Here is a 25,511-nt window from a genome sequence, read left to right on the forward strand (position 1 = left end):
ATCAAACTCTCATTTAAAGTTAATCTTACTCAGTCACTTCTGACTTATTGTTCTTTTTTTGACAGGTCGTATTCCTACAACCCGCACGCTTGGTTTCTTGTCTATTCAGTTCTCAAAGGTCTTTGCTTATGCTTAAAGCAACTCTTATAGTCTACTACCTCAATAGGCTTTTGTCAAGCCTTTTGGAAAGTTTTTTTCCCTACAGTCATTCCGTCGCTTCTCAAGCTACATTAGTGTAGCACCTCTCAATGGGGTTTGTCAATATATCTCAAACATTTTTTTAATTCTATATAAAAAAACAAGCAACAAGTACTTTCACTTGTTACTTCTTCTGTTATTCTTCCAAACCGATTCTTTTAAATATCTCATCGACTCGCTTAGTATAATAAGACGGATTGAAGATTTCGTCGATTTCTTCTTGGCTCAGGCGGGAAGTCACTTCTGGGTCTGTTTCCAGCAGCGGTTTGAAGTCTACTTGATTATCCCAAGACTGCGCAGTCTTGGGCTGAACAAGGTCGTAAGCCTCTTCACGGGTCATACCTTTTTCGATCAAGGCCAACATAGCACGCTGACTAAAAATCAGACCGAAAGTAGAGCCCATGTTGCGCTTCATGTTTTCTGGGAAGACCGTCAGGTTCTTGACGATATTGCCAAAACGGTTGAGCATGTAGTCAATAAGAATAGTCGTATCCGGTGCAATAATCCGCTCAGCCGATGAATGAGAAATATCACGTTCGTGCCAGAGGGATACATTTTCATAGGCCGTCACCATGTGCCCACGAATGACACGCGCGAGGCCAGTCATATTTTCTGAACCGATCGGATTACGTTTGTGAGGCATAGCAGAACTGCCCTTTTGACCCTTGGCAAAGAACTCTTCGACTTCACGTTGCTCTGATTTTTGCAGACCGCGAATTTCTGTCGCCATGCGCTCGATTGAGGTCGCGATACTGGCAAGCACTGCAAAGTATTCTGCATGCAGGTCACGCGGCAGCACTTGGGTTGAAATTTCCTGAGCACGGATACCTAATTTATCACAGACATATTTCTCCACAAAGGGAGGAATATTAGCAAAGTTTCCAACAGCACCAGAGATTTTTCCAGCCTCAACACCAGCGGCAGCATGCTCAAAACGCTCAATATTGCGCTTCATTTCGCTGTACCAAGTTGCGAGTTTGAGACCAAAAGTCGTTGGCTCCGCATGGACACCGTGGGTACGCCCCATCATGATGGTGAACTTGTGCTCCTTAGCCTTATCAGCGATGATAGCCAGAAAATTGTCCAAATCCTTGCGGATAATAGCATTAGCCTGCTTGTAGAGGTAGCCGTAAGCCGTGTCTACCACATCTGTCGAGGTCAAGCCAAAGTGTACCCACTTGCGCTCCTCACCCAACGTCTCAGAAACCGCGCGGGTAAAGGCCACCACATCGTGGCGCGTCTCCTGCTCAATCTCCAAAATACGGTCAATATCAAAATCCGCCTTCTCACGAATCTTGGCCACATCCTCCTTGGGAATCTCACCCAACTCAGCCCATGCCTCATCAGCCAAAATCTCGACCTCCAGCCAAGCACGGTACTTGTTCTCTTCACTCCAAATGTTCGCCATCTCAGGGCGTGAATAACGGTTTAGCATTTTGTTTCTCCTCAATATTTTCAATTCTAATTTTATCGTACTATTAATTCTTCTATCCGAAATGATTTTCTTGACCTTTCGAAATTTCCTCTAAAAGGCTTGTTAATTCTGAGCTGAAATCGACTGAATCTACCATATTTTTTCTTTTTGTAGCTTCATTAAGTATTTTCTCTTTTAATCTTTCGTTCTCTGAGATATCGTTTATTCCAACTTTTCGAATTGCGAATTGTCTATCCCCTTGAATTATAAATAATTTCAATGGATTATAAAGTAGCAATTCTTTAAAGGCTTTATCTTGAGATACAAAATAATGTAAATACAAATCGTTTGAAGATTTTTTGTTATCATAAAACATTTGTAATTCTAATAATCTGACATGGAACATATCCCAAACGGTATTTAAAATCTTATCTCGTGTATTTTTTGAATAACCTTGTATTTTTTTAAATGTACGTTCTACACTTTTATCGTTTTTAAAAAATAAATCCAACAAAACTATCTCATTCTCAAGATAAACATTTAGAATATCCAATGAATATTCCAATAATACTTCCAACTTATTCTCAATTTTTTTATCATTATTTATTAAAAAAGCTTTACATACTAAACAAGCAATCGCATTATATTGAGTAAGTACCTCTTTTGCAAAGTCTGTAATCCCATCTAACGCTTCCTGAACTTGCTCTTCACCTCTTTCATCTAATTCCGTAGCTGAAATACTAGTTATTTTATCGCCATTGGTCTCTGTGAATTTAAAAAAATTAGAAATGAAATCTTTCCATATTTCCTTATCTCTAACCTCAAATGGTTTTTTTGATCGTTCCAGTATAGATGTAGACATATTAAAATTAAATTGACTTAACTTCAAATATAAAAGAAATTTCTTGGTATAGTACTGATCTTCGTAGCTTAAACGTTCACGATATTCTTTGTTTGAGAATTTATTCAAAGAATTAAGCATATTCAAGTCAAAGTTAGAGACTTTGTGCACTCTTAATTTTAAACTTTCTAAATATGTTATCCTATTATTTAAAATCCAAGTTTGTGTATAATCTGATAATCCAAAACTCTGGTATTTCCCTATTTTTACATTTTTAAAACTTCTATCAAAATTTGATTGTTCAACGTTAAATAAAAATATCTTAGTATCAATATCTCCCTTAAAAATATATTCAAAACACTCAGCTTTATGAATTATATTTGTAAATGTAGCTAGTAAGCGGATTTTTTCTTCAAAATTAAACTTTTCTGAAAGTAACGTAAAATAGTATTTCCGTTCATCAGTAGTCATATTATTAAAAAGTTCAGAAAAACTATATTCTAAATTCCCCATTTCTCTCGCTTTAAAAATCATTGAATCTAGTAAACTATGTTGCTCATCTTCAGGAACACACTTCATTATATCGATAAGTATTCTTATTTCACTCATCTATAAATCAAACTCCTCCACACTATCTACTTTATCACTTAACACCATCACATGTCCCTTTTTGCAGTTATATTCACACAACAGCTACTATTTTATTAAATAACATTTCAACGATTGACTCGGTTCTAAATCAGCATAAACGCAGCACATAAGCCTGAAAAAATATTAGCGCCTGCATGGATAACCCAACTTGGCATAATAGAACCTCGGCTCTTTTGCTCATTGATATAGCCCATTCCATAAGCAATGACAAATGTGAACACTGTTATCATGATTGTGGAGCCAATATCCAGCACTTTTAAAAATATGAGACCATGTACTAAAGCAAAACACAATGACTGAATGCCATTTTCAAGCAAAGCTTCAGCAGTCACCTGCGCAATGTGCAGGATAGGTATCGAAATGTTTTCCTGAATCTGCGGAGCCACCTTGTGCATGGTGTTGGTGCAGATAACAATAAAGTCAGCACCAGCCTACTCCAGCTTCTGAGCAATTTGACTCAGCACCTTCCGCACTCTTAGCTCAGTCGCCACTAGCCTGATAGCGCTCAATCTCCGCAAAATCAACACTGTAAAGCAGAATCTTAGCCGAATGCAGACCGCCAAGCTCCTTTTTGATGGTTTCGTTGATGAGCTGATAATAAGTCGTTGTGCTCTCCCAGCTCATGCCACCGATAAGACCGATTGTTTTCATGATATTCCTTCTACTTACTCAAAAAGTAATCACATATACGAGGAGCTGCTAAATTTTTAGGATAGCCTACTCCATAATTCTTTTTCGTAAGACTACAATATCCCTTACTATCAATCTGATAAATATAACTATTAATCTCTCCTGCTAATGTCGTAAAATAAATCGTAACTTTGTTAGGAACATGCTCAAAATTTGCTTTACCTTCAAATAAGTGTGTCAGTATTTCATTTTGATGTGCCTTTGAAACTATATATATTTTTTGGTCCACATCCAGTTTTGGTATAATTTCACAACTTTCATTCTCTCCAAAGATTATATGAAGATTGAAAACTGGTTGAACATTTACAATTTCAACCGAGCAAATTTTATCTCTTTTATTATCCGATGCATAAGATTTTTCAAAACCATTCGGCTCAACAAACTGTTTCTTTTGGTGCTTTTTTACAAGATAATACCAGTGTTTATCATCAAAATATACTCTACAATCAGGTTTTATAAGCTGGTAATCATAACTTAGAACAAATTCTGGACGATATTTTAATAATTCTCTATGGTTTTCTTGAGACATTTGGAAATGTATTACTAGCACTGATATAACAATACCAGATATATTACCATAGAAGCTTAACCAATCCCCCAAACTAGAATTCAAATATCTTGATATAAAAGATAAAACAACAGAAAATATTGGCCCTAACAAAATGATTAGTATGAATAAAAAGATGAATGTTTTAAAGTTTTCCTTGAAATATTTAATCATTCTTCTCCTCCTCAAAAATCTACTCCTTCCCCAAACTCTCTCACACTATTCGGCTCATTACTAAACACCGTCACATGCCCCATTTTACGGTTGTGTTTGGCTTCTGCTTTGCCATAAAGGTGGAGGTGGGCGCTAGGGTTTTGGGAGACATATTCCTTAGCTTGCTGGACGTGCTGGCCGAGGACATTGAGCATGACGGCTGGAGCATGGAGGTGAATTTCTGGAAGCGGGGCGCCGAGCACACCCAAGATATGGGTATCAAATTGTGAAAAGTTGCAGGCTTCGATGGAATAGTGTCCCGAGTTGTGGGGGCGCGGAGCAATTTCATTGACGATGATGTCATCAGACGTCGCAAACATTTCCACGCAGAGGGTGCCTGAAAGATTGAGTTTTTTGGCAATTTGCACCGCCATACTCTTAGCTTTCTCAGCTAATTGATTTGAGATACGGGCTGGGACAATGGTTTTTGAGAGGATGTTGTTGCGGTGGATATTTTCCTGAACAGGAAAAACCGTCACGTCCTTGCCATTGCCTGACACGATGACCGAGATTTCAAGGTCAAAGTCTACAAACTCTTCCAAGACACACTCAGCAGAGTTTGCTAATTGGCTAGCGGCAGCTAAATCGTCCTGTGATTTAATAACGACTTGACCGTGACCATCGTAACCACCTGTGGCTGTTTTCAAAACGTAAGTCTTGCCCAGATCCAAATCTTCCAAATCCAGACTGGAAGTCACCACTTTGTAAGGGGCGACTGTCACATTGGCCTTGTTGGCGAGAAAGTCCTTTTCAAAGATTCGGTTTTGCGAAATGCGGAGCAAATCTGTGCCTTGAGGCAGCTGACCGTCCTTGACAACAGCATCGAGACCGTCTGCATCAACATTTTCAAATTCATAGGTGAGCACATCACAGCGCTCTGCTAATTGACGCAAAGCGTCCACATCATCGTAAGGCGCCACAATCATCTCAGACACATGCGAGGCAGGACAGTCCGCTGTCGGATCTAGCGTCACCACCTTGTGTCCCATATAAATAGCTGAAATCGCCATCATCTGCCCGAGCTGGCCGCCGCCGATAATTCCTATTGTCTTAGTTGAACTCATCTGTTGAAGCCTCCGCGATTTTTCCTTGTTCCTCTGCGAAATTTGCTAACGCTACTGCCAAGTCTTGGTCTTCAAGGGCTAGGATACGCAGAGCTGTCAGGGCAGCGTTGGTAGCTCCCGCTTCACCAATAGCCATGGTCGCCACAGGCACACCGCCCGGCATTTGTACAATAGAATAGAGTGAGTCCAAGCCGCTGAGGGCGCGTGATTTGACCGGCACACCAATAACAGGCAGCGTTGTTTTAGATGCCACCATACCCGGCAAATGCGCAGCCCCGCCGGCACCGGCGATGATGACTTTGATGCCGCGGCTGCGCGCTTCTTCAGCGTGCTTAAACATGAGATCAGGGGTACGGTGGGCAGAGACGACTTTTTTCTCATAAGCCACGTCGAACTTGTCTAATACTTGAGCTGTTTTTTGCATGGTTGCCCAATCGGATTTGGAGCCCATGATAATAGAAATAATTGGTTTCATAATAAGATACAAAGGGACGTTTCAGTTTACCGAAAATTTCCGTAGAAGTAAAATAATCCAGTGGATTATTTTAGCCTTGAGCCTTACAACCCAAATGCGAGAGGGAAAACTAACGACGACGCTTGCGTCTAGGCAGTTTTATCTTTTTTCCTAGGTCTTAGTCCCGTGTTCAGTTAGGCTAGCCAACTAAACTTTCCTTTCTTTAAGTTTAGGGATTTTACTTATTCCTTTTCTTTTTGTCAGTTATCTTAAGCTCTGGGGATGCAAGCAATCTGCCTTTGGCGTTCCATTGCTTATTTTCGAGCCAAAATGTCTCGAAAATCCCCCGCCACTAAGTCTAAACCGACTTGGTAACTTTCAGCACGGCGATAACTGACGAGTTTGGATCGCTTACACTCGCCCTTCTTTTTTAGTCTTTAATGGCTTTACTCCCGATATCAGTACGGTAGAATAGCCCTTCCGTCTTTTGTTCGGCAAGTTTGTTGTAAATTTTGTCCTGACAAGCTTTGACGCTGTCGGCTGTGGTGACCAGCATGTAGACGCGACCACCGTTTGACAAGAGTAGTTGGCTATTGCCATCAAACTTAGCCCCTGCATAGTAGGTGATAATGTCGCCATCAGTCTTTTCCGGCAAAGCCACACCTTTTTCGTAAGCCAGCGGATAGCCATCTGAAGCGACCACCACACCGAGGGTCACACCCGCGTCTAGCCAAGTGATGCCAGGCTCCTTACCAGCCAAAATATCCGTGATGTTCTGCGCAAAATCCGAAGTCAGGCGCGGCAGGATAATCTGAGTCTCGGGATCGCCAAAGCGGGAGTTGAACTCGATGACCTTAGGACCATCAGCGGTCAGGATAAGCCCCGCGTAAAGCACGCCAAGATAAGGACGCCCTTCCCTAATCATGCCTTCAAGCACTGACTTGACAATGCTGTCAACCGACTGGTCAATTACGCTTTGCGGTAGGTGGGGAACTGGTGCATAGGCCCCCATACCACCTGTATTTGGCCCCTTGTCGCCATCATAGGCACGCTTGTGATCCTGCGCCGCAGGCATGACATAGAACTTATCCCCATTGACAAAGGCAAAGAGGGAGAACTCCTCGCCATCAAGGAACTCTTCGATAACCACACGCGCACCAGACTCGCCGAACTTATTATCCAGCAGCATCTCGCGCGCTGCTTCGACCGCTTGCTCCACGGTTTCAGCCACGACCACGCCCTTGCCCAGCGCCAAGCCGTCCGCCTTCACGACGATTGGTGCCCCCTGCTTTTCGATGTAGGCCTTGGCTTCCTCAAAGTCGGTAAATGTGCCATAGGCTGCAGTCGGAACACCGTATTTGGCCATGATCGACTTTGCAAAATCTTTGGACCACTCCAGCTCCGCTGCTAATCTGGTTGGACCAAAAGCTTTGAGCCCAGCCTGATTAAAATCATCAACGATCCCAGCAGCTAGCGCATCATCCGGACCGATAAAAGTCCAAGCGATATCATTGTTCCTTGCAAAATCAATCAGCTTGGAATGTTCGGAAATTCCGATATTTACGATTTCCAAACCATCCAGCGTCATCCCATTATTGCCGGGCGCCACAAAGACCTGCTCAACCTGTGGAGACTCCAACAGTTTCCTCGCAATCGCATGCTCACGACCACCCGAACCAACAACCAAAAGTTTCATAGCTAAGATACCTCAAGATAAAACAATCACGAGTGCTTGCGCACCCAAATCAACAAACCACGCAAAAACCAGACGCTTTTTTACGAATTATGTAGGATTATTATAACATATTTGTTCGTCATTTTTATAGGAAAGAAAATTAAAAAATTCGCATGATGCGAATTTTTTATCTTTTAACAAGTATAACAGAGCGGCGCACATAACTATCTACCTCCGCAATCTTAAATCTTTTTTATTCTTCCTCAGGGTAGGTCATGCCCCATTCTCGGCGCAGCTGGGTCATGATGGTCATGACATCCTGTGTATAGTCCAGGTGCATGCTATCCTCGATACCTGCGACCGCCTTTTCCATATCGGCAACTTCGTAAGCTAGAGCCTTTGCGGTGTCTCCTGCTTCGATTACTTCTTGGTGGCCATCCTCGGTATAGGTAATGACTGCCTTTTGACCGCGCGGATACTCATAAAGTTCGACATAGCCCTTATCATAGGCGATGGTTCCCCGTTTGGGCTGCTTGGCGTGGAGGCTGAGAGTAACCGTTGCCATTTGACCTTGGTCATTAGTCAAAAGAATACCGACCTGCTCATCTACACCAGTTGGTGCCAGCTTAACCTGCGAAGCAATCTGGTTGGGGCTCGATGCCATAAACCAGCGGACAAAGGACAAAGCGTAGACGCCAATATCCAATAAGGCACCGCCGGCTAAATCACGACTAAAGAAACGATTGGTCATATCATAGTCTTTATAGCTACCAAAGTTCATCTGGATAAGCCTGAGTTCTCCCAATTTTCCCGAATTCACAATCTCTGATAATTGGCGGTAAATCGGCATGTGGAAAATCGTCATAGCTTCCGCCAAGATGACATGATTTTCCTCAGCCAAGCTAATAGCCTCCTCTAACTCTTCAGAGTTAAGGGTAATAGATTTTTCGCAGAGCACATGTTTCCCCTTAGCTAGAGCTTTGCGTAAAAAATTGATATGGGTATTGTGGGGCGTTGAGATATAGATAATATCAACATCTGGATCATCAAACACTTCGTCAATCTTGTCATAGACCTTCTCAATCCCATATTTTTCAGCGAAGGCCACGCCCTTTTCATAGGTGCGGTTAGCGACCGAGTAGAGTTTTCTGCCCTGAGTCTGCAAGGCTTGGGCTAGTTCGTTGGCAATGACACCCGTTCCTAAGGTTGCCCAATTATATTGCTTTGTTCCTGTCATAATAGTCTCCTAATCTTAAAACTCCAAAAAGCACCCAGTCTCTTGACCGAGTGCTTAATAATGATTATTCGTTAAATGATACGTGAACGTGATCGTAGTGGTTTTGAGTGACACTACCACGGTCAGGCATTTGGTTCCAAGTGTAGGCTGGTCCATAAATATTATTCACAGGTGAATAGAATTTTTGTTGATAAATCACGTATGAGATATCATAAGCATCCATGTTATCAATAGCGTACTGAGCTACTGCATCACCCTCCGCTGAGTATGGATCAACCATAACGTCTACAGCAAGACCTTTACCATGGTCTTGGGCGTCAGCACCTGTACGGTAACCACCAATATCAGTGATACCATATTGGTTAGCTACGTCATTAGCAAATGTCGCTGCTTGCGGTTGCATACCTGCCGTATTAACAGAAACAGTCTGTGCTTGTTGAGTAGCAGAAACCTGCTCAGCAGGTGCTGCATAAGTTTGCGCAACAGCCACCTCTTCCTGAGCCGCTTCAGATTCTGTTGTTTCTGCTACAACTGGCGCTTGGCTATCTTCTGAAGTCGCTGCTTCTGGAGCTGTCGCTGAAGCGTCTGTTGGTACAGCAGCCTGTCTAGCCATTGGTGCTTCTGAAACTGAAGAGGCAGTTGCGGCTGAAGGCTCTTGAGGAGCTTCTGATGATGTATAAGCAGCCACTTGAGCATCACCACTGGTTACTGAAGGATCAGCAGCCTCCGAATCAGTACCTGCTGCTACTTCTGCTGTAGAGTCAGATGAAGCAGTGCTATCACTTGCAGCTGAAACATCAGTGTTATCGATTGATGTTGTTGTACCATCGTTAGTTGTTACTTGGTTTGAGCTGAAGTCAACAGTTGTGGATTGGCCAGCTGCACCACTATCTGCTGATGGTTCAATAACTGCTGATGTCGCATTGTTATTAGCATCATAAGTCGCTGTAATAACAGTACCTGGCATGATCAAGTTAACGTTTGAAATTTGGTTAACCTTAGCCAAAGTATTGAGATCAACACCCATAGCTTGTGAAATCGTGCTAAGAGTATCGCCTGCTTTTACAACATAAGTACCTGTATTACCTTCATTAACGATATCTGATTGGATTTCTTCAACTGAACGAGGTGCCCATGATTGATCAGTGTTTTCATCGGCATTAGCATGGTTAGCTTGGCTAGCAGTAAAGATAGATAAAGCAAGTGTTGAAGCTAGCAACATTTTCTTTTTGAGTTTCATATATTATTCCTTTCCTAACAGTACCTCTCAGAGATTTTGTAGTTTCTAGGATAACAACTAATCTAAAATCACTTATCCACTTAAAACTATTATGAGGCACTCACCTCTTTTGCCGACCAAGTCAGACATGGAGGGTAACTAAAACTGTTACGATAACTATCGTATCATAGAATTATTAAAAATCAAGGCGTATGATCCTGCTTAATCAAAGTATATTCCAAGTGTAACACTTGTAATATCTGAAAAAGAACTTATAGGGTTTCCCTCGCCTTTCACCCTTTTATTATACAAAATAAAAGTAAACTTCAACTTAATATCTGACCAATTTTATCCTACTTTGACCACCTTTTAAGCCTATAAAAACACCCAATGATAATTGAGTGTTTGACTGATACTTTTAATGTCTAAAATGACGAACTCCTGTGAAGACCATGGCAATTCCGTATTTATCCGCCGCATCGATGACTTCTTGGTCACGCACCGAACCACCTGGTTGGATGATTGCCTTGATGCCTGCAGCTGCAATTTCTTCAACATTATCAGCAAAGGGGAAGAAAGCATCACTGGCAAGAACTGCCCCATCAAGACGATCCGCTGCCTGTTCCAGAGCAATCTTAACTGCTCCAACTCGGTTAGTCTGACCCGGACCAACTCCGAGTGTCATATGATCGTTAGCGACTAAAATCCCATTTGACTTAACGTATTTGATGGCTTTCCAAGCGAATTCAAGCGCTGTTTGTTCCTGGTCACCAGGCTGACGCTTGGTAACAACCTTCCAGTCAGCTGGATTTTCCTTGACCACATCTTGGTTTTGTACCAATATACCGCCGACAACACCGGTATACTCTGCCTCTACTTCGCTGGCTTCTTGAGCGTCAAAAGGCAATACCAAAATGCGGAGGTTTTTCTTTTTAGTTGTAAGAATTTCAAGCGCTTCATCTGAATAAGACGGTGCAATGATGATTTCTAAGAAAATGCTATGCATTTTTTCAGCGGTAGCCGCATCCACTTCACGGTTGAGCACAACAATACCACCGAAAATAGAAACGGGGTCAGCCGCATAGGCATTGTCCCAAGCGCCTTCAATCGTGTCAGCCTGACCAATACCGCAAGGGTTCATGTGCTTGAGGGCAACGACAGTCGGACGATCCGTAAAATCACGAATAATGCGGATAGCCGCATCAGCGTCACGAATATTATTGAAAGAAAGCTCTTTACCATTAAGCTGTTTAGCTGAGGCAATAGAATACTCGGTCGGAATCGCAGACTGATAGAAATCCGCATCCTGCTGAGGATTTTCACCGTAGCGCATAGGCTGTTTGAGGTCGTAGGTAAAGGTCAGCTTTTCAGGCTTGGTTTCACCCACTTGCGCTGTGAAATAATCGGCAATCAGTGCATCATAAGCTGCTGTATGACGATAAACCTTGGCTGCCAAGCGTTGTCGTGTTTCATAAGTTGTCTCCCCAGCTTCTTTAAGTTCATCAAGAACCACTGCATAATCCCTAGGATCCACGACAACCGTGACACTAGCATGATTTTTCGCTGCAGAGCGGAGCATAGATGGTCCGCCGATGTCAATATTTTCTACAGCATCCGCATAAGTGACATCTGGTTTGAGGATGGTTTCCTTGAAAGGATAAAGATTGACCACCACGAGGTCAATGAGTTCAATATTATTGTCTCTTGCAGCCTGCAAATGGCTATCCAAGTCACGGCGAGCCAAAAGACCTCCATGAATCTTAGGATGCAGAGTTTTGATACGGCCGTCCATCATTTCAGGAAAACCTGTCACATCGTCAATGGCAACCGTGTCAAGCCCCGCCGCATCAAGGACTGTTTTGGTGCCACCAGTTGAGATAATATCCCAACCGAGTTTTTTAAGTTCTTGGGCAAACTCTACGATGCCCGCTTTATCTGAGACGCTGATAAGTGCGCGTTTAGTCATGATTTTTCCTTTCGTTGATACTTTTTAGCATCGTATCCATGTTGCTTATTTTTTTATTTCTATTCTATTAGTATTTTCTGATTTTGGGTGCTTGGTAGGTTTTTATAAATTCTTCTATCTCTACTAAATTATCAGAGAAGAGAATTTTATCGCGGTCTATCTGACTGAGAAATCCTTCCCTTACCATATCGTCATATTGGTCTTGTAAGCGATCAAAATACCCAGCTACATTATATAAAATACAAGGGGCATCATTTTGACCAATCCGAGACCAAGATATGACTTCCGTAATTTCTTCTAGAGTTCCCGGACCTCCCGGGAGAGCAATAAACACCTCTCCAAGTTCAACCATTTTTGCCTTACGACTAAGCATATCATCAACTACGATTAGCTCATTTATATCGGAATGTGCGATTTCTCTATCCTTTAAAAAACTTGGGATAACTCCTATAGCATAACCTCCATTCGCTAGAACAGTATCCGCTATAAGCCCCATAAGACCGATCTTGCCGCCACCATAAACTAAGTCATGACCATTATGAGTCAACCATTGGCCAAGCTCTCTGGTCTTAGTTTGGTAAATATCTTTATAGCCCAAGCTAGCTCCACAATAAACGGTTACTTTCATTGCGCAAATCTCTTTTCCAATTTATTTTTATGGGATTCCATAATATCCTCCAAGGAAATTTGGTATTTATCCGCTAAGATAAAAATATTATCCAACACATCTCCCAATTCTTCCTTGATATCACCGAGTTTATCAGCATCACTTTGAACAATCTCATCAGGTCTATCTCTACCAATTTCTTTTTTCCAGATAGCCTGCGCTAACTCGCCGACCTCTTCCGTCAAAAAATTACAACGGATAAAGGGGTTATACTGATACCAGTCACGCTTTTTATAAAAGGCGCTGACCCAATTTTGATATTCTTTTAGATCCATTACTTCCTCTCCACTCCCAACTCTCTCAGAACATCTGGATACAACTGATACTCAGCCGCATGGATCCGAGCTTCAAAGGTTTCAATGGTGTCATCTGGTAGGCGCGGCACACGAACTTGTTTGATAACTTTGCCCGTATCAACTCCACTGTCCACCCAGTGAACGGTCACGCCGCTCTCAGAAACACCAGCCTGCCAAGCATCTGCAATCCCGTGCGCACCAGGAAATTCCGGCAAATAGGCTGGATGAATGTTAATAATGCGACCTTCATAGGAGGTCAGCAGAGTTTCACCGACAATTTTCATGTAACCAGCGAGGACAATCAAATCAATCTGATGCTGCTCCAAGAGTTCCAAAATAGCGGTTTCGTAGTCTGCCTTATTGTTGAATTCCTTAAGTTCAAAAGCGTAGGACAGAACATCTAGGTTCTGTGCCCGTTTAAGCACATAGGCATCCCGATGATCCGAGAAGAGAAATTCAACTGGGAAGTTTTCGGCAATCACCTGAAAATTTGAACCATTGCCCGAAGCAAAGACTGCAATCTTTTTACTCATTATTTGATCACCACACTAGCATCAGTTTTTTCCACAATGCGTCCCAGCTCATAGACAGGCTCATCTAGTAATTCCTTGATACGGTCGACCTTGTCAGGACTAACCGCCAGCATGAGGCCGATACCCATGTTGAAGATTTCAAACATTTCTTGGTGCTTGATGTCGCCGTATTTTTCAAGAGCCTTGAAAATTGGTAAAACAGGAACTTTGACTTCTTCAATCTCAGCTGCCAAATGATCACCAAACATACGAGGGACATTCTCGACAAATCCTCCGCCTGTGATATTGGCAATCCCATTGACTAAGTCTTCCTTAATCAGAGGCAGTACTGGCTTAACATAAATCCGTGTTGGCTCAAGCAGGACTTCTTTAAGTTTTTTGCCTTCTAATTCCGGCAGTTCTTCCTCACCGGTATAGTCCGCAAAGACACGACGAACCAGAGAATAGCCATTTGAATGAATACCGCTGGAGGCTAGCCCAAGCAGGATGTCACCTTCCTTGACCTTTGACCCATCAATGATTTGAGATTTTTCAGCAATGCCAACCGCAAATCCCGCTAAATCGTAGTCATCTTGACCATACATACCGGGCATTTCAGCCGTTTCCCCACCGATGAGGGCCGCACCAGCCTGTACACAGCCTTCAGCGACACCCGCAACAACTTGCTCCAGCTTAGCTGGCTCATTTTTACCGGTAGCTACATAGTCCAGAAAATAGAGGGGCTCAGCACCCGCAGCAATGATGTCATTAACACACATGGCGACACAGTCTTGACCGATGGTATCGTGCTTATCATATTTAATAGCCAGCATGAGCTTGGTTCCGACACCATCTGTCCCCGATATGAGAACAGGCTCTTTAACACCAGTCGTCGTCAAATCAAACATACCACCAAAGCCCCCAAGAGCTCCCATGACACCCAGACGCTCTGTGCGTGCGACATGTTTTTTGATACGCTCGACCACTTCATAACCAGCTTCAACATCAACACCCGATTGAGCGTAAGCATTCTTTGTCATAATTTTCCTTTCTTATTTTCATGACTGATAGCAGCCAATCACTTATTTGTTTCTCTTAGAAAAAACTTGTCTTCTCTTTCAGACTTTGACGATAACGCTCCTCATAATCATACAGCGGCGTTGGATAATCACCATCAAAATAAGCGACACAGAGACCACCATTGGGCGCATCGGTTTCAAGGCCAACAGAATCAATCAAGCCTTCCTTAGACAAGTAGGTTAGACTATCTGCACCGATGATTTGACGAACCTCCTCAACACTATGATTAGCTGAGATAAGCTCTTTTCGATCTTGAATATCGATACCATAAAAACATGGATAAGCCAAAGGCGGGCTGGCAATAGCCACATGGACTTCTGCTGCTCCTGCTTCACGAAGGAGCTGTACAATCCGGCGGCTGGTTGTTCCACGAACAATGGAATCATCGATCATAACCACGCGCTTTCCTTTAACCACACCAGATACAGCAGAGAGCTTCATGCGCACCCCTTGCTCACGTAATTCCTGAGTCGGCTGGATGAAGGTTCTTTGCGTATACTGATTTTTGATCAGCCCCATTTCATTTGGTAAACCAGATTCTTCTGAAAAACCCATAGCTGCCGATAAAGAAGAATTAGGAACACCAACGACAATATCTGCCTGCTGATGGAACTCCTGAGCTAGACGCTTACCCATGTGTTTACGAGCCGTATGGACATTAACCCCCGCAATCGTCGAATCAGGACGGGCAAAATAGATATACTCCATAGAGCAAATAGCTAACTGAGTATCTGTCGTATAAGTATCGTATTGGATACCGCTATCATCAATGATAATTATCTCTCCAGGATTGACATCCCTAACCCACTGAGCACCGACAACCTCAAAAGCACATGTCTCAGAAGACACCACCCAAGCGCCATTCTTCATACGCCCGATGGACAAGGGACGAAAGCCATTAGGATCCAGAGCTGCTATCAGCTTATCCTCAGTCATGAGCAGATAGGCAAAACCACCTTTAATAGTATTAAGCGCTTCTTTAACCTTATCAATAAAGTTAGCCTGCTGGCTATGACGAATCAGATGGATCAAAATCTCACTATCTGAAGTACTAGAAAAGATGGCTCCCTTCTCCTCTAACTCCCTACGTAGAGTCTGAGCATTGGTCAGATTACCATTGTGAGCCAAGCCAAGATCTCCATCATGAAAACGGAAATAAAATGGCTGAATATTATCAATACTGGCTTCACCAGCCGTAGCATAGCGAACATGCCCAATAGCAGCAGAACCTTCAAGCTTTTCGAGGTCATACGGATCCCTAAAAACATCTGATAACAAGCCTGTATTACGATGACGCTTTAATCGACCATCTGCATTGGACAAGATACCAGCACCTTCTTGCCCTCGATGCTGGAGACTGTGAAGACCAAAATAAGTCACTTGAGCGGATTGTGGATGACCCCAAATCCCAAAAATACCGCACTCTTCATTGAGTGATTTCACTTCATATGTCATAGTTTTTTGCCTTTTTCATTTCTAGGGAAAACTCCCAGTCATTTCTTAGTAAAATAGTTGACTGCTGATGCAAAAAGTTTTTGATCTTTATTACCAGGAATATTCTGGAAAAGCCCCTCTTCATAACGTTCTGAATGTCCCATCTTACCAATAATTTGTCCATTTTTGCTGGTAATCCCTTCGATCGCATAGTAAGAGCCATTGGGATTATAACGAGAGTCTACCGTTGCCCTACCATCAAAATCAACATACTGACTCCAAATCTGACCATTATCACGAAGCTCAGCAAACTCCTCAGCACTGACAACAAATTTTCCTTCACCATGTGAGACTGCAATAGTATGAATATCACCCACCTCTACACCAGCCAGCCACGGCGAGTTGGTATTAACAATACGAGTTTCAACCATTTTAGCCACATGTTGGTTAGAATCATTATAAAAGAGAGTAGGGCTACTTGAATCAACAGCGTCAAAGTTTCCATATGGTAACAAGCCTGATTTGACAAGAGCCTGAAAACCATTACAAATGCCAATAATCAAACCACCCCGGGCAATAAAGTTGTCAATCGCTTGACTGACCTTAGCATTAAGGAGAATATTGACAATAAACTTAGCAGACCCATCTGGCTCATCAGCAGCAGAGAAACCACCCGCAAAGAAAAGGATGTTAGCTTTATCGATATGATCAACCATAATATCAACAGAACGTTCAATCGCTTCAGCATCCAAGGTTACAAAGGGCACCATATTAACGATTGCCCCTTCCTTTTCAAAAGCTCTGGCAGAATCATACTCAGAGTTTGTTCCCGGAAAGACAGGAATATAAACTACTGGCTTAGCAACTACTGATGGATTGACAGCTATATCATGAGTAGTAACAGCAGGCAAATCAGCCACTGGAGCGTCTTGCTCAAACTCAGTTGGATAAACAGTATCAAGCTTGCCTTCAAATGCAGCAAGCAGCTTATCACCAGACAGCTTGACAGAATTAACAGTTAGGTTGAAATCCTCAGTAGTTTGACCCAGTTTAATGGCTCCCTCTATCTCTTCAAAAGAAGTAAAGACGAATCCACCTAATTGTCCCGTCAAAATCGAATCAACTTCATCGACCATGACACGAGCACCCAAACGATTACCAAAGCTCATCAAAGCGAGACTTTCCATAAGACCGCCATACTTGACTGCCGATAGGGCTGTGAGATTATGATCACTCTGAATGTCAGACAAGGTTTTTAAATTTTCCTTGATACCTGCAAAGTCAATCTCTTTAGATAAATCAAAGCCCGGTAGATAATAGATGGTTTCACCAGCAGCCTTAAATTCTGGTGAGTAAACTCTAGTCACATCTGCTGTTGTCACACCAAAAGCCACTAATGTAGGAGGTACTGTCAATTCCTCAAATGTCCCAGACATAGAATCCTTACCACCGATAGATGGCAGACCTAATTGTATCTGTGCCTCAATAGAACCTAGCAAAGCTGCCACTGGCTGACCAAAGCGCTCTGCTTGCTTATCCATGCGTTGGAAGTATTCTTGATACGAAAAGCGAGCCTTAGACCAATCAGCGCCTGTCGCCGCTAAACGAACTGTCGCTTCAATAACCGCATAAGCTGCCCCATGATAAGGTGACCACTCAGCCAAATAAGGATGATACCCCTGGGCCATCACAGAAGCGGTCTTGGTTACACCATGACGCACAGGTAATTTCTGAATGGAACTCTCAGCTGGTGTCACTTGATAACGACCTCCTAGAGGCTGATTGACAGTCGAACGACCAACAGAGCTATCAAAAATCGTTTGTAAACCTTTTTGACTAGCATGATTAAGATTTGACAATACTGTCAAGGTATCTCCCTCAAGATGATCAATGTCTGTTTTCCTTTGCTCAGGAAGATTAACAGAACTGTCAACCACTTTAGCATCAACCTTGACACGAACCCCATTAGTATCCAAGAAAGAACGCTCTAAGTCTACAATAGTCTGACCCTTCCACTGCATGACAAGATTTGGCCTTTCCGTAACTTTAGCCACAACAACTGCATGAATATTTTCCTTAGCACAAGCCTCTACAAATGTATCCGCGTCTGCAGGACGAACAACTACCGCCATGCGCTCTTGAGACTCAGAAATCGCAATTTCCGTTCCGTTAAGCCCAGCATACTTGAGTGGTACTTTATCCAAATTAATTTCAAGACCAGCAGCCAATTCACCAATGGCTACACAAACACCACCAGCACCAAAGTCATTAGATTTTTTGATCAAGCGTGTCACATCTCCATTGCGAAACAAGCGTTGAATCTTACGTTCCTCAATAGCATTCCCCTTTTGAACTTCAGCTCCTGCTGTCTCAACAGAAGTGACTGTTTGAACCTTCGAAGATCCAGTAGCTCCGCCGATACCATCGCGACCTGTCTTACCACCCAGTAAAATAATCACATCCCCAGGCTCAGGCTTTTCACGAACTACATTCTCTTTAGGGGCTGCACCAACAACTGCTCCCAGCTCCATCCGCTTAGCAACAAAACCTGGGTGGAAGTATTCTTTAACATAAGTAGTCGCCAAACCAATCTGATTCCCATAAGACGAATAACCATGCGCTGCTGTTTTAGAGATAACCTGCTGAGGCAATTTCCCTTCTCGAGTATCTGTCACAGCAGCTGTAATATCCCCAGCACCTGATATTCGCATAGCTTGATAGACATAAGAGCGTCCTGACAATGGATCCCGAATAGCCCCTCCGATACAAGTTGCTGCCCCACCAAAAGGCTCAATTTCGGTCGGATGATTGTGAGTTTCATTTTTAAACATTAAAAGCCAAGGTTCTTTGACACCATTGACATCTACCTCGATCTCAACTGAACAAGCATTAATTTCATCAGAAACTTCCATATCATCCAAACGACCATTTGCACGCTCATAGCGACCAAAAATCGTCGCCATATCCATCAAGGTCTCAGGCTTCTCCTCACGTCCCAGTTCACGGCGCATAGCCAAATACTTGTCATAGGTCGCCTGTAGCTGCTCCTGGAATTGTGATTCTGAAAAATCAATAGCCTGCAATTCTGTCTCAAAGGTCGTATGACGGCAATGATCAGACCAGTAGGTATCCAATACCTTGAGCTCAGTCTCAGTTGGCACGCGCCCAATTTCCTTGTAATAGTCTTGAATAAAGAGTAGGTCTGCCACTTCCATAGCCAGACCCTCTTGACTCTTGTACCTAGCAAAATCATCCGCACTGTAGTCTTCAAAGAAATCCAAGTAAGGAATCGTCTCTGTAGCATTTGAAAAATCATATAAGACAATTCCCTCGTCAATATTTTTAAAACGAGAATCAACAGGATTGAGAAGATAGCTTTTGACAGCTTCCAACTCCTCTACAGCAATATCCTTGTTAAGCAAATAAAGCTGAGCCGTATAAACTTGGCTATCTTCATTTCCACCTAATAATAACAATGCTTCCTTGGCACTAGCAGCACGTTGATCAAACTGACCTGGAAGTGACTCAATAGCAAAATAAGCGTGATTGCCTAAGATATCGGCCATTTCTTGCTCATTCAAAAGCTGGTCTGTCACCAGCTCAGAAAATACACGTTCTTCAGCTCTGCTTAATAAATCCTCAGGGATATTAAAAACATCATAGACCTGAACAAGACGAAGAGTACTCAAAGTCTTCAGCTGCAAATGATGCCTTAATTCACGAACAAGGGATTCCGCCTTCCCTTGAAAATTGTCTTTCTTCTCTACAAAAATACGTTTATCCATTGTTAAAATCCTTATATCTCCGCTAGACCTGCTACTTCAAGGTTTGCAACTTTTCCCAAACAAGCTGATAAACATCAGTAATATTTCCTAGATCTCGACGAAAGACATCCTTATCCATATGATGTCCCTCGTCATCCCAAAGTCGACAGTTATCTGGTGAAAACTCATCAGCTAAAATGATTGTGCCATCCTTATCAAAACCAAACTCTAACTTGAAATCAACCAAAGTTAGACCAATTTGCTTAAACCAATCACTTAAAAGTTCATTGATGCGACGTGTCTCCGTCTTCAAAAAAGAAATCACCTCATCATCAGCAATCTTCAAAAATTTGACATGCTCATCATTGATAAAAGGATCATCGAGATCATCATTCTTATAATAAAACTCAACAATAGGTTCCTCTAATACAATACCTTCATCTATACCAAATCGCTTAGCAAAGGAGCCTGCAGTGACATTTCTAAGAACAACTTCTAAAGGAATAATCGTTACCTTTTTATTCAACTGTTCAGTTTCCGACAGTTGCTTGATAAAATGGGTTACCACACCAGCTTGATTCAGCTGGCTAAAAATAAAAGATGAGATAGCATTGTTTAGTACACCTTTACCTACAATAGTCTCCTTACGAGCACCATTTAACATAGTAGCCTGGTCTTTATAAACTGACACAATCTCATTCTCATCATCCGTTGTATAAATATCTTTAGCCTTACCAGTATAAACCAACTCTTTTTTCACTAAAATGTTCGCCTTTCACTTTTTATTATACCAAAGTTTATCACAACGAATAATTAATTTCAATTATTCGTTTACAATATTATGTTATTTTTTAAAAACATTCGGTTTTTATTGTAAAAAAGAAAATATAAATCAATAGTCCAAAAAACTAACAGCAATAATTCACTACTCTACCAAAGCATCCAAACTAAAAACAAAAAAGAGCTTGGAAACTCCTGTCCCAGTCCCAAGCTCTTTCTCATTTATAATCGATTTTCTAAATAATCTAGCATATCGCCAAGTTTAACAATTTCTTCAATATCATCATCTGGAATCTCAAGTGAAAATTCATCCTCTAAATTAATAACAAACTCCATCAAATCTATAGAATCAACGCCTAGTTCATCCTTGAGATTAGTTTCTTCACTAACTTCAAAAGTCTCCTGATGCATTTGTTCCTTAATCATCCGACCAATAATCGTAAAAATTTCTTGTCGCGTCATTTTTCCTCCTCACCTATTTAGAAAATTCATCAACAATTTTAGGAACAACATCATTTTTTAACATACTACGCACCTGCTTGATAGTATAGTAAACTGCATTAGCATCACTTGATCCATGACACTTGACAACAGGTGCCTGTAAACCAATCAAAACAGCACCGCCAGCAGAAGAGTAGTCCATTACACCACGTAGACTGTAGAGACTATCCTTCATCAAGAAAGCCCCAAGTTTCGTCTTGATGCCACCTTCTTTAATAACTGATTTGAGAGTCTGTAAAATAGACAAACCAGTTCCCTCAATAGTTTTCAAAACTGCATTACCTGTAAAACCATCAGCAACTACAACATCAGCAACCCCATTGAGTAACTCACGCGCCTCAATATTCCCAATAAAATTAATTGAGGGTTCTTCAGATAATAAACCAAAAACTTCCTTGCGTAAAGGATCTCCCTTGGTCGCTTCTGTCCCATTATTTAAAAGACCCACACGAGGACGCTCAATGCCACGTACAGCTTCTGCATAATAAGATCCTAAAATAGCATATTGATGCAGGTGAGCAGCGGAATTCTCAGCATTCGCCCCTAAATCAAGCATATCAAATCCCTTACCGTCCATTGTTGGCAATGTAGAGAGTAAAGCTGGACGATCAATCCCCTTGATGCGCCCAACAACGAATAAACCAGCTGCCAAAAGAGCACCTGTATTACCAGCAGAAATCAAAGCATCTGCCTCTTGATCACTGACCGCTTGAGCACCTAATACCATAGAAGCCTGCTTTTTCTTTCGAATAGATCTAACCGGCTCATCATCAGAATTAATCTTTTCATCTGTATGAATCACCTCAACACGTTCATCAACAGTCAAGTATTCATTGATTTTTGATTCATTCCCGTACAATCTCACCTTAATATCTTGAAACTCTTCTAACGCCTTGTTAACACCCTCTATGATAGCTTGTGGGGCATTATCGCCACCCATAGCATCAATAGCAATTGTTCTCATACCTACCCTCCTTAATCACATCAAAAATTTCGCTCATGTATTATAGCATAATGCCCCTGCAAATGCACCCTGACCATAAATTAAAATCAAACTCCATTATATACTTAAAAACAGTGCCATATTTATAGTCACTGTTTCAAAACAAAAGATGCCTAACTAACTTTTTGAGATCATCTCATAATATCTCCCCACTTAGCAAGATCATCAATGAATTTTTTAGACTTCAAATGGATACCAACATAATTATCGTAAATATCATCCAAAAATAATCGCAACTTCTTTTTCATTCCATCCTGGATAGAAATCGTTTGTAACTCCTCAAAAGAAACTGACTGAAAGCGATCTAAAAGATAAGGAACATTAGGATCCAGGTGACTTCTTCTATCATCCCTATCATAATGCTCCGGACACAATAATCCAGAGTATTGATAGGAAAAATCAAACCGCTGACCGACACGATGGCAAAAAACACAATCATGAAAATTAAGCTGAACACCAAAACGATCAAGCACTTGTAATTCAAAAATATTAGTTAGTATCTCATAATCCAATCCTTGCTCCATCAGCTCCAAAGTTTTCAATAAAAAGACAAAGAGTTGAGGATCATAAGTCCCATCAGCAATAGCAACATCTACTAGAGATACAATATAACTCGCATAAGACAAAACAAAGATATCCTGATTAATCGATTTAAAAGTCTCAACCTCACGATAATCATCAATATAGGATAGACCGTCATCATTAATTTTCATGATAAACTCAGCAACAGTTAAGGGTTGTATCACGGAAGCTAACTTAGATCGACTAACATGCTTAACAAAGAACATCCGCTTACCAGCCCCTTCCGTAAAGATTTTAACCAACTTATCATCCTCACGATAATTACGATTAAAAAGGACTATCCCTCGTGATTCTTTAGTCTGCATAGGCTTCCATATACTCTTTGAGCCGCTTCATCGCTTCCTTAATGGTTTCCATACTAGCTGCATAAGATATACGAAGATATCCCTCACCATATTGGCCAAAAGCCACACCAGGAATCATAGCTACAGCCTTTTGATGAGCAAAAACTTTCAAAAATTTAAAAGAATCCTGACCAGCAGAGACTGGAATTTTTGCAAATATATAAAAAGCACCAGTAGGTTTAATAATCTTGAAGTTCATTTCCTCCATCTTATCAATAATATAATCACGACGCTTAATATATTCTTTTTTCATTAGTAGAGCATCATTTTTCCCAGCCGTAAGAGCTTCAATCGCAGCAAATTGAGCATTAGTTGTTGCTGCCGTCACCAAGTACTGATGGCTCTTAATTAATTGAGCAGTTATTGACTCAGGTGCAAATATAAAACCAATTCGCCAACCTGTCATAGCATGAGATTTAGATAAACCATTAATAATAATCGACTGGTCATGAAGATATTCACCAATAGAAACATGACTGTCATCAGTATAAGTAAGCTCAGAGTAAACCTCATCGCTAATGACAAAAATGTTATACTTCCTTAAAACATCTGCGAAAGCCTTAATTTGCTCACGTGAATAAGTGACACCAGTAGGATTAGTCGGATAATTCAAAAGTACCGCTTTAAGCTTATCCCCCTGCTCAATAATTGCTGTCTCCAACTGATCAGGCGTTAAAACAAAATCATTAGCTGTCGTATCAATTTCAACAATTTTAGCGCCCACAAGGTTAACAATAGGCTCATAACCAGGATAAGCAGGAGCTGGTAGCAAAACCGTATCACCAGGCTCTAAAATAGCTGATAAAGTTGCAGAAAGTGCTTCAGTCGCTCCAATAGTTACCAAAATCTCAGATTCTGGTTTATAAGTTAAATGATACTTTTCTCTGACAAAATCAGCTGCTGCCTGGCGTAATTCCAACAAACCAGCCATACCAGTATAGTGACTCTGATTAGCATCAATAGCCGACTTTGCTGCTTCCTTAACATGATCCGGAGTCGTAAAATCAGGTTCTCCCAAGGTCAGCTTTAAAATACCCGGAACAGATGAAATTGACTGATCAAACTGACGGATTAAAGACACTTCAATTTTATCCAGATTTTTATTAAAACGTTTTGTTAAATCCATGGTCTATACCTCACAAAGATGTTACCTTCTATTATACAGCAATTTCAAATAAAAAGAAAAAGAGGTAGAACCCCCTCTATAAAATCAATAATTATCTTGCAACTTCAAGTTCAAATAATGGAGAAAGTGGACGTTTTTCATGAATACGAATAATAGCATCAGCAATCAAGTCAGCAATAGAAATCTGCTCGATTTTATCAATCAGACGCTCTTTCGACATCGAAATAGTATCCAAAACAACTAATTTTTTAATCGCAGAATTTTCAATATTATCAAGCGCTGGACCAGATAAAACAGGATGTGTACAAGATGCATACACTTCTGTAGCACCAGCATCGGCTAAAGCATTCGCAGCGTGACAAATAGTTCCAGCAGTATCAATCATATCATCTATCAGAATACAAATCTTACCTTCAACATTTCCGATAATATTCATAACTTCACTAGTATTCATTTTATCAACACTACGACGCTTATCAATAATAGCAATCGGCGTACGGAGATATTGAGATAATTTACGTGCACGGGTCACACCACCATGGTCTGGACTCACCACAACCACGTCCTCCCCTTCAAAACCTTGACGAAGGAAATAATCTGCAATTAACGGCGCTCCCATCAAATGATCGACAGGAATATCAAAAAAACCTTGAATTTGAGCAGCATGCAAGTCAACTGTCAATAAGCGATCGACACCCGCAACCTCAAGCATATTGGCTACAAGTTTTGAAGTAATAGGCTCGCGTGAACGAGCTTTACGATCCTGACGAGCATAACCATAGTAAGGAATAACCACGCTAACAGATTCAGCACTAGCGCGCTTAAGTGCATCCACCATAATTAAAATTTCCATCAAATTACTATTAACAGGCGAACTCGTTGACTGTAATATAAAAACATGATGGCCCCGGATAGATTCTTCAATATTAACTTGAATCTCACCATCAGAAAATTCACGAACAGTAGCCCTACCAAGAGGAATGCCAATAGAATCAGCAACCTTCTCAGCCAGATCCTGATTTGATGACAAAGCAAACAACTTCAGATTATTAAATGACATGACTTCCTCCAAAAATTTCTCCCACTAATATTCTACCGTTTTTCTACCATATTTTCAATTTAAAGTCATAGACACATTGTCAAGTCAAGTGCAACAAGTTCGTGGATAGACTAGGATCCCATTGATTAGGCTGTTTGGGCTAGCCCAAACAGAAATTTTGCTGTTTTGTAATGATGAAGTCGTCTAGGTCTCT

The 25,511-nt window shown here is 41.5% G+C and carries 21 protein-coding genes and 1 pseudogene; all 22 read right to left on the bottom strand.

The window, feature by feature from the left end; translation table 11 throughout:
- Positions 1–334: 334 nt before the first annotated feature.
- Entirely contained in the window at positions 335–1,633 is a 1,299-nt protein-coding gene (gene purB, locus AC4HAJ_RS08120) for an adenylosuccinate lyase (RefSeq protein ID WP_491079655.1), read from the bottom strand.
- Between the two features lie 52 nt (positions 1,634–1,685).
- Positions 1,686–3,062 (bottom strand): hypothetical protein, encoded by a 1,377-nt coding sequence (locus AC4HAJ_RS08125; protein ID WP_491079656.1) that lies wholly within the window; start codon positions 3,060–3,062, stop codon positions 1,686–1,688.
- 125 nt (positions 3,063–3,187) lie between these two features.
- A pseudogene (locus AC4HAJ_RS08130) lies at positions 3,188–3,755 on the bottom strand (aspartate/glutamate racemase family protein).
- Positions 3,756–3,765: 10 nt separating this feature from the next.
- Positions 3,766–4,515, bottom strand: a complete 750-nt coding sequence (locus AC4HAJ_RS08135; RefSeq protein WP_491079657.1) for a hypothetical protein — start codon at positions 4,513–4,515, stop codon at positions 3,766–3,768.
- 11 nt (positions 4,516–4,526) lie between these two features.
- Positions 4,527–5,618, bottom strand: coding sequence for a 5-(carboxyamino)imidazole ribonucleotide synthase (purK, locus tag AC4HAJ_RS08140; RefSeq protein ID WP_491079658.1), 1,092 nt, complete (start codon positions 5,616–5,618; stop codon positions 4,527–4,529).
- Complete coding sequence (gene purE, locus AC4HAJ_RS08145; protein ID WP_491079659.1) at positions 5,605–6,093, bottom strand: 5-(carboxyamino)imidazole ribonucleotide mutase; 489 nt, start codon at positions 6,091–6,093, stop codon at positions 5,605–5,607. Before purE ends, purK begins: the two co-directional genes overlap by 14 nt.
- A 409-nt stretch (positions 6,094–6,502) precedes the next feature.
- On the bottom strand, positions 6,503–7,768 hold the full coding sequence (gene purD, locus AC4HAJ_RS08150; RefSeq protein ID WP_491079660.1) for a phosphoribosylamine--glycine ligase: 1,266 nt from the start codon (positions 7,766–7,768) through the stop codon (positions 6,503–6,505).
- A gap of 232 nt (positions 7,769–8,000) precedes the next feature.
- Positions 8,001–8,984 carry a Gfo/Idh/MocA family protein gene (locus AC4HAJ_RS08155; protein WP_491079661.1) on the bottom strand — a complete coding sequence of 328 codons (984 nt, stop codon included), beginning with the start codon at positions 8,982–8,984 and terminating at the stop codon, positions 8,001–8,003.
- 64 nt (positions 8,985–9,048) lie between these two features.
- Positions 9,049–10,224: a LysM peptidoglycan-binding domain-containing protein gene (locus AC4HAJ_RS08160; RefSeq protein ID WP_491079662.1), complete on the bottom strand. Its 1,176-nt coding sequence runs from the start codon at positions 10,222–10,224 to the stop codon at positions 9,049–9,051.
- A gap of 397 nt (positions 10,225–10,621) precedes the next feature.
- Positions 10,622–12,169: a bifunctional phosphoribosylaminoimidazolecarboxamide formyltransferase/IMP cyclohydrolase gene (gene purH, locus AC4HAJ_RS08165; protein WP_491079663.1), complete on the bottom strand. Its 1,548-nt coding sequence runs from the start codon at positions 12,167–12,169 to the stop codon at positions 10,622–10,624.
- A 67-nt stretch (positions 12,170–12,236) separates the two neighbouring features.
- Positions 12,237–12,797 (bottom strand): LOG family protein, encoded by a 561-nt coding sequence (locus AC4HAJ_RS08170; RefSeq protein ID WP_491079664.1) that lies wholly within the window; start codon positions 12,795–12,797, stop codon positions 12,237–12,239.
- Positions 12,794–13,111 (bottom strand): MazG nucleotide pyrophosphohydrolase domain-containing protein, encoded by a 318-nt coding sequence (locus AC4HAJ_RS08175; protein WP_491079665.1) that lies wholly within the window; start codon positions 13,109–13,111, stop codon positions 12,794–12,796. The genes AC4HAJ_RS08170 and AC4HAJ_RS08175 overlap by 4 nt, the downstream gene beginning before the upstream one ends.
- A complete protein-coding gene (gene purN, locus AC4HAJ_RS08180) occupies positions 13,111–13,665 on the bottom strand; it encodes a phosphoribosylglycinamide formyltransferase (RefSeq protein ID WP_491079666.1) in 555 nt (184 codons plus the stop codon). The genes AC4HAJ_RS08175 and purN overlap by 1 nt, the downstream gene beginning before the upstream one ends.
- Positions 13,665–14,684, bottom strand: a complete 1,020-nt coding sequence (gene purM, locus AC4HAJ_RS08185) for a phosphoribosylformylglycinamidine cyclo-ligase (protein WP_491079667.1) — start codon at positions 14,682–14,684, stop codon at positions 13,665–13,667. Before purM ends, purN begins: the two co-directional genes overlap by 1 nt.
- Positions 14,685–14,739: 55 nt before the next feature.
- Positions 14,740–16,179: an amidophosphoribosyltransferase gene (gene purF, locus AC4HAJ_RS08190; RefSeq protein WP_491079668.1), complete on the bottom strand. Its 1,440-nt coding sequence runs from the start codon at positions 16,177–16,179 to the stop codon at positions 14,740–14,742.
- 38 nt (positions 16,180–16,217) lie between these two features.
- Entirely contained in the window at positions 16,218–19,943 is a 3,726-nt protein-coding gene (locus tag AC4HAJ_RS08195) for a phosphoribosylformylglycinamidine synthase (RefSeq protein WP_491079669.1), read from the bottom strand.
- Positions 19,944–19,974: 31 nt separating this feature from the next.
- Complete coding sequence (gene purC, locus AC4HAJ_RS08200) at positions 19,975–20,682, bottom strand: phosphoribosylaminoimidazolesuccinocarboxamide synthase (RefSeq protein WP_491079670.1); 708 nt, start codon at positions 20,680–20,682, stop codon at positions 19,975–19,977.
- A 242-nt stretch (positions 20,683–20,924) separates the two neighbouring features.
- Complete coding sequence (locus tag AC4HAJ_RS08205) at positions 20,925–21,164, bottom strand: acyl carrier protein (protein ID WP_491079671.1); 240 nt, start codon at positions 21,162–21,164, stop codon at positions 20,925–20,927.
- 13 nt (positions 21,165–21,177) lie between these two features.
- Complete coding sequence (gene plsX, locus AC4HAJ_RS08210) at positions 21,178–22,167, bottom strand: phosphate acyltransferase PlsX (protein WP_491079672.1); 990 nt, start codon at positions 22,165–22,167, stop codon at positions 21,178–21,180.
- Positions 22,168–22,337: 170 nt separating this feature from the next.
- Positions 22,338–23,093, bottom strand: coding sequence for a DNA repair protein RecO (recO, locus tag AC4HAJ_RS08215; protein WP_491079673.1), 756 nt, complete (start codon positions 23,091–23,093; stop codon positions 22,338–22,340).
- Positions 23,083–24,258, bottom strand: coding sequence for a pyridoxal phosphate-dependent aminotransferase (locus AC4HAJ_RS08220; protein ID WP_491079674.1), 1,176 nt, complete (start codon positions 24,256–24,258; stop codon positions 23,083–23,085). The genes recO and AC4HAJ_RS08220 overlap by 11 nt, the downstream gene beginning before the upstream one ends.
- A 91-nt stretch (positions 24,259–24,349) precedes the next feature.
- On the bottom strand, positions 24,350–25,318 hold the full coding sequence (locus tag AC4HAJ_RS08225) for a ribose-phosphate diphosphokinase (RefSeq protein WP_491079675.1): 969 nt from the start codon (positions 25,316–25,318) through the stop codon (positions 24,350–24,352).
- Positions 25,319–25,511 lie beyond the last annotated feature (193 nt).

The sequence above is a fragment of the Streptococcus sp. ALY_211 genome, from assembly GCF_058314555.1.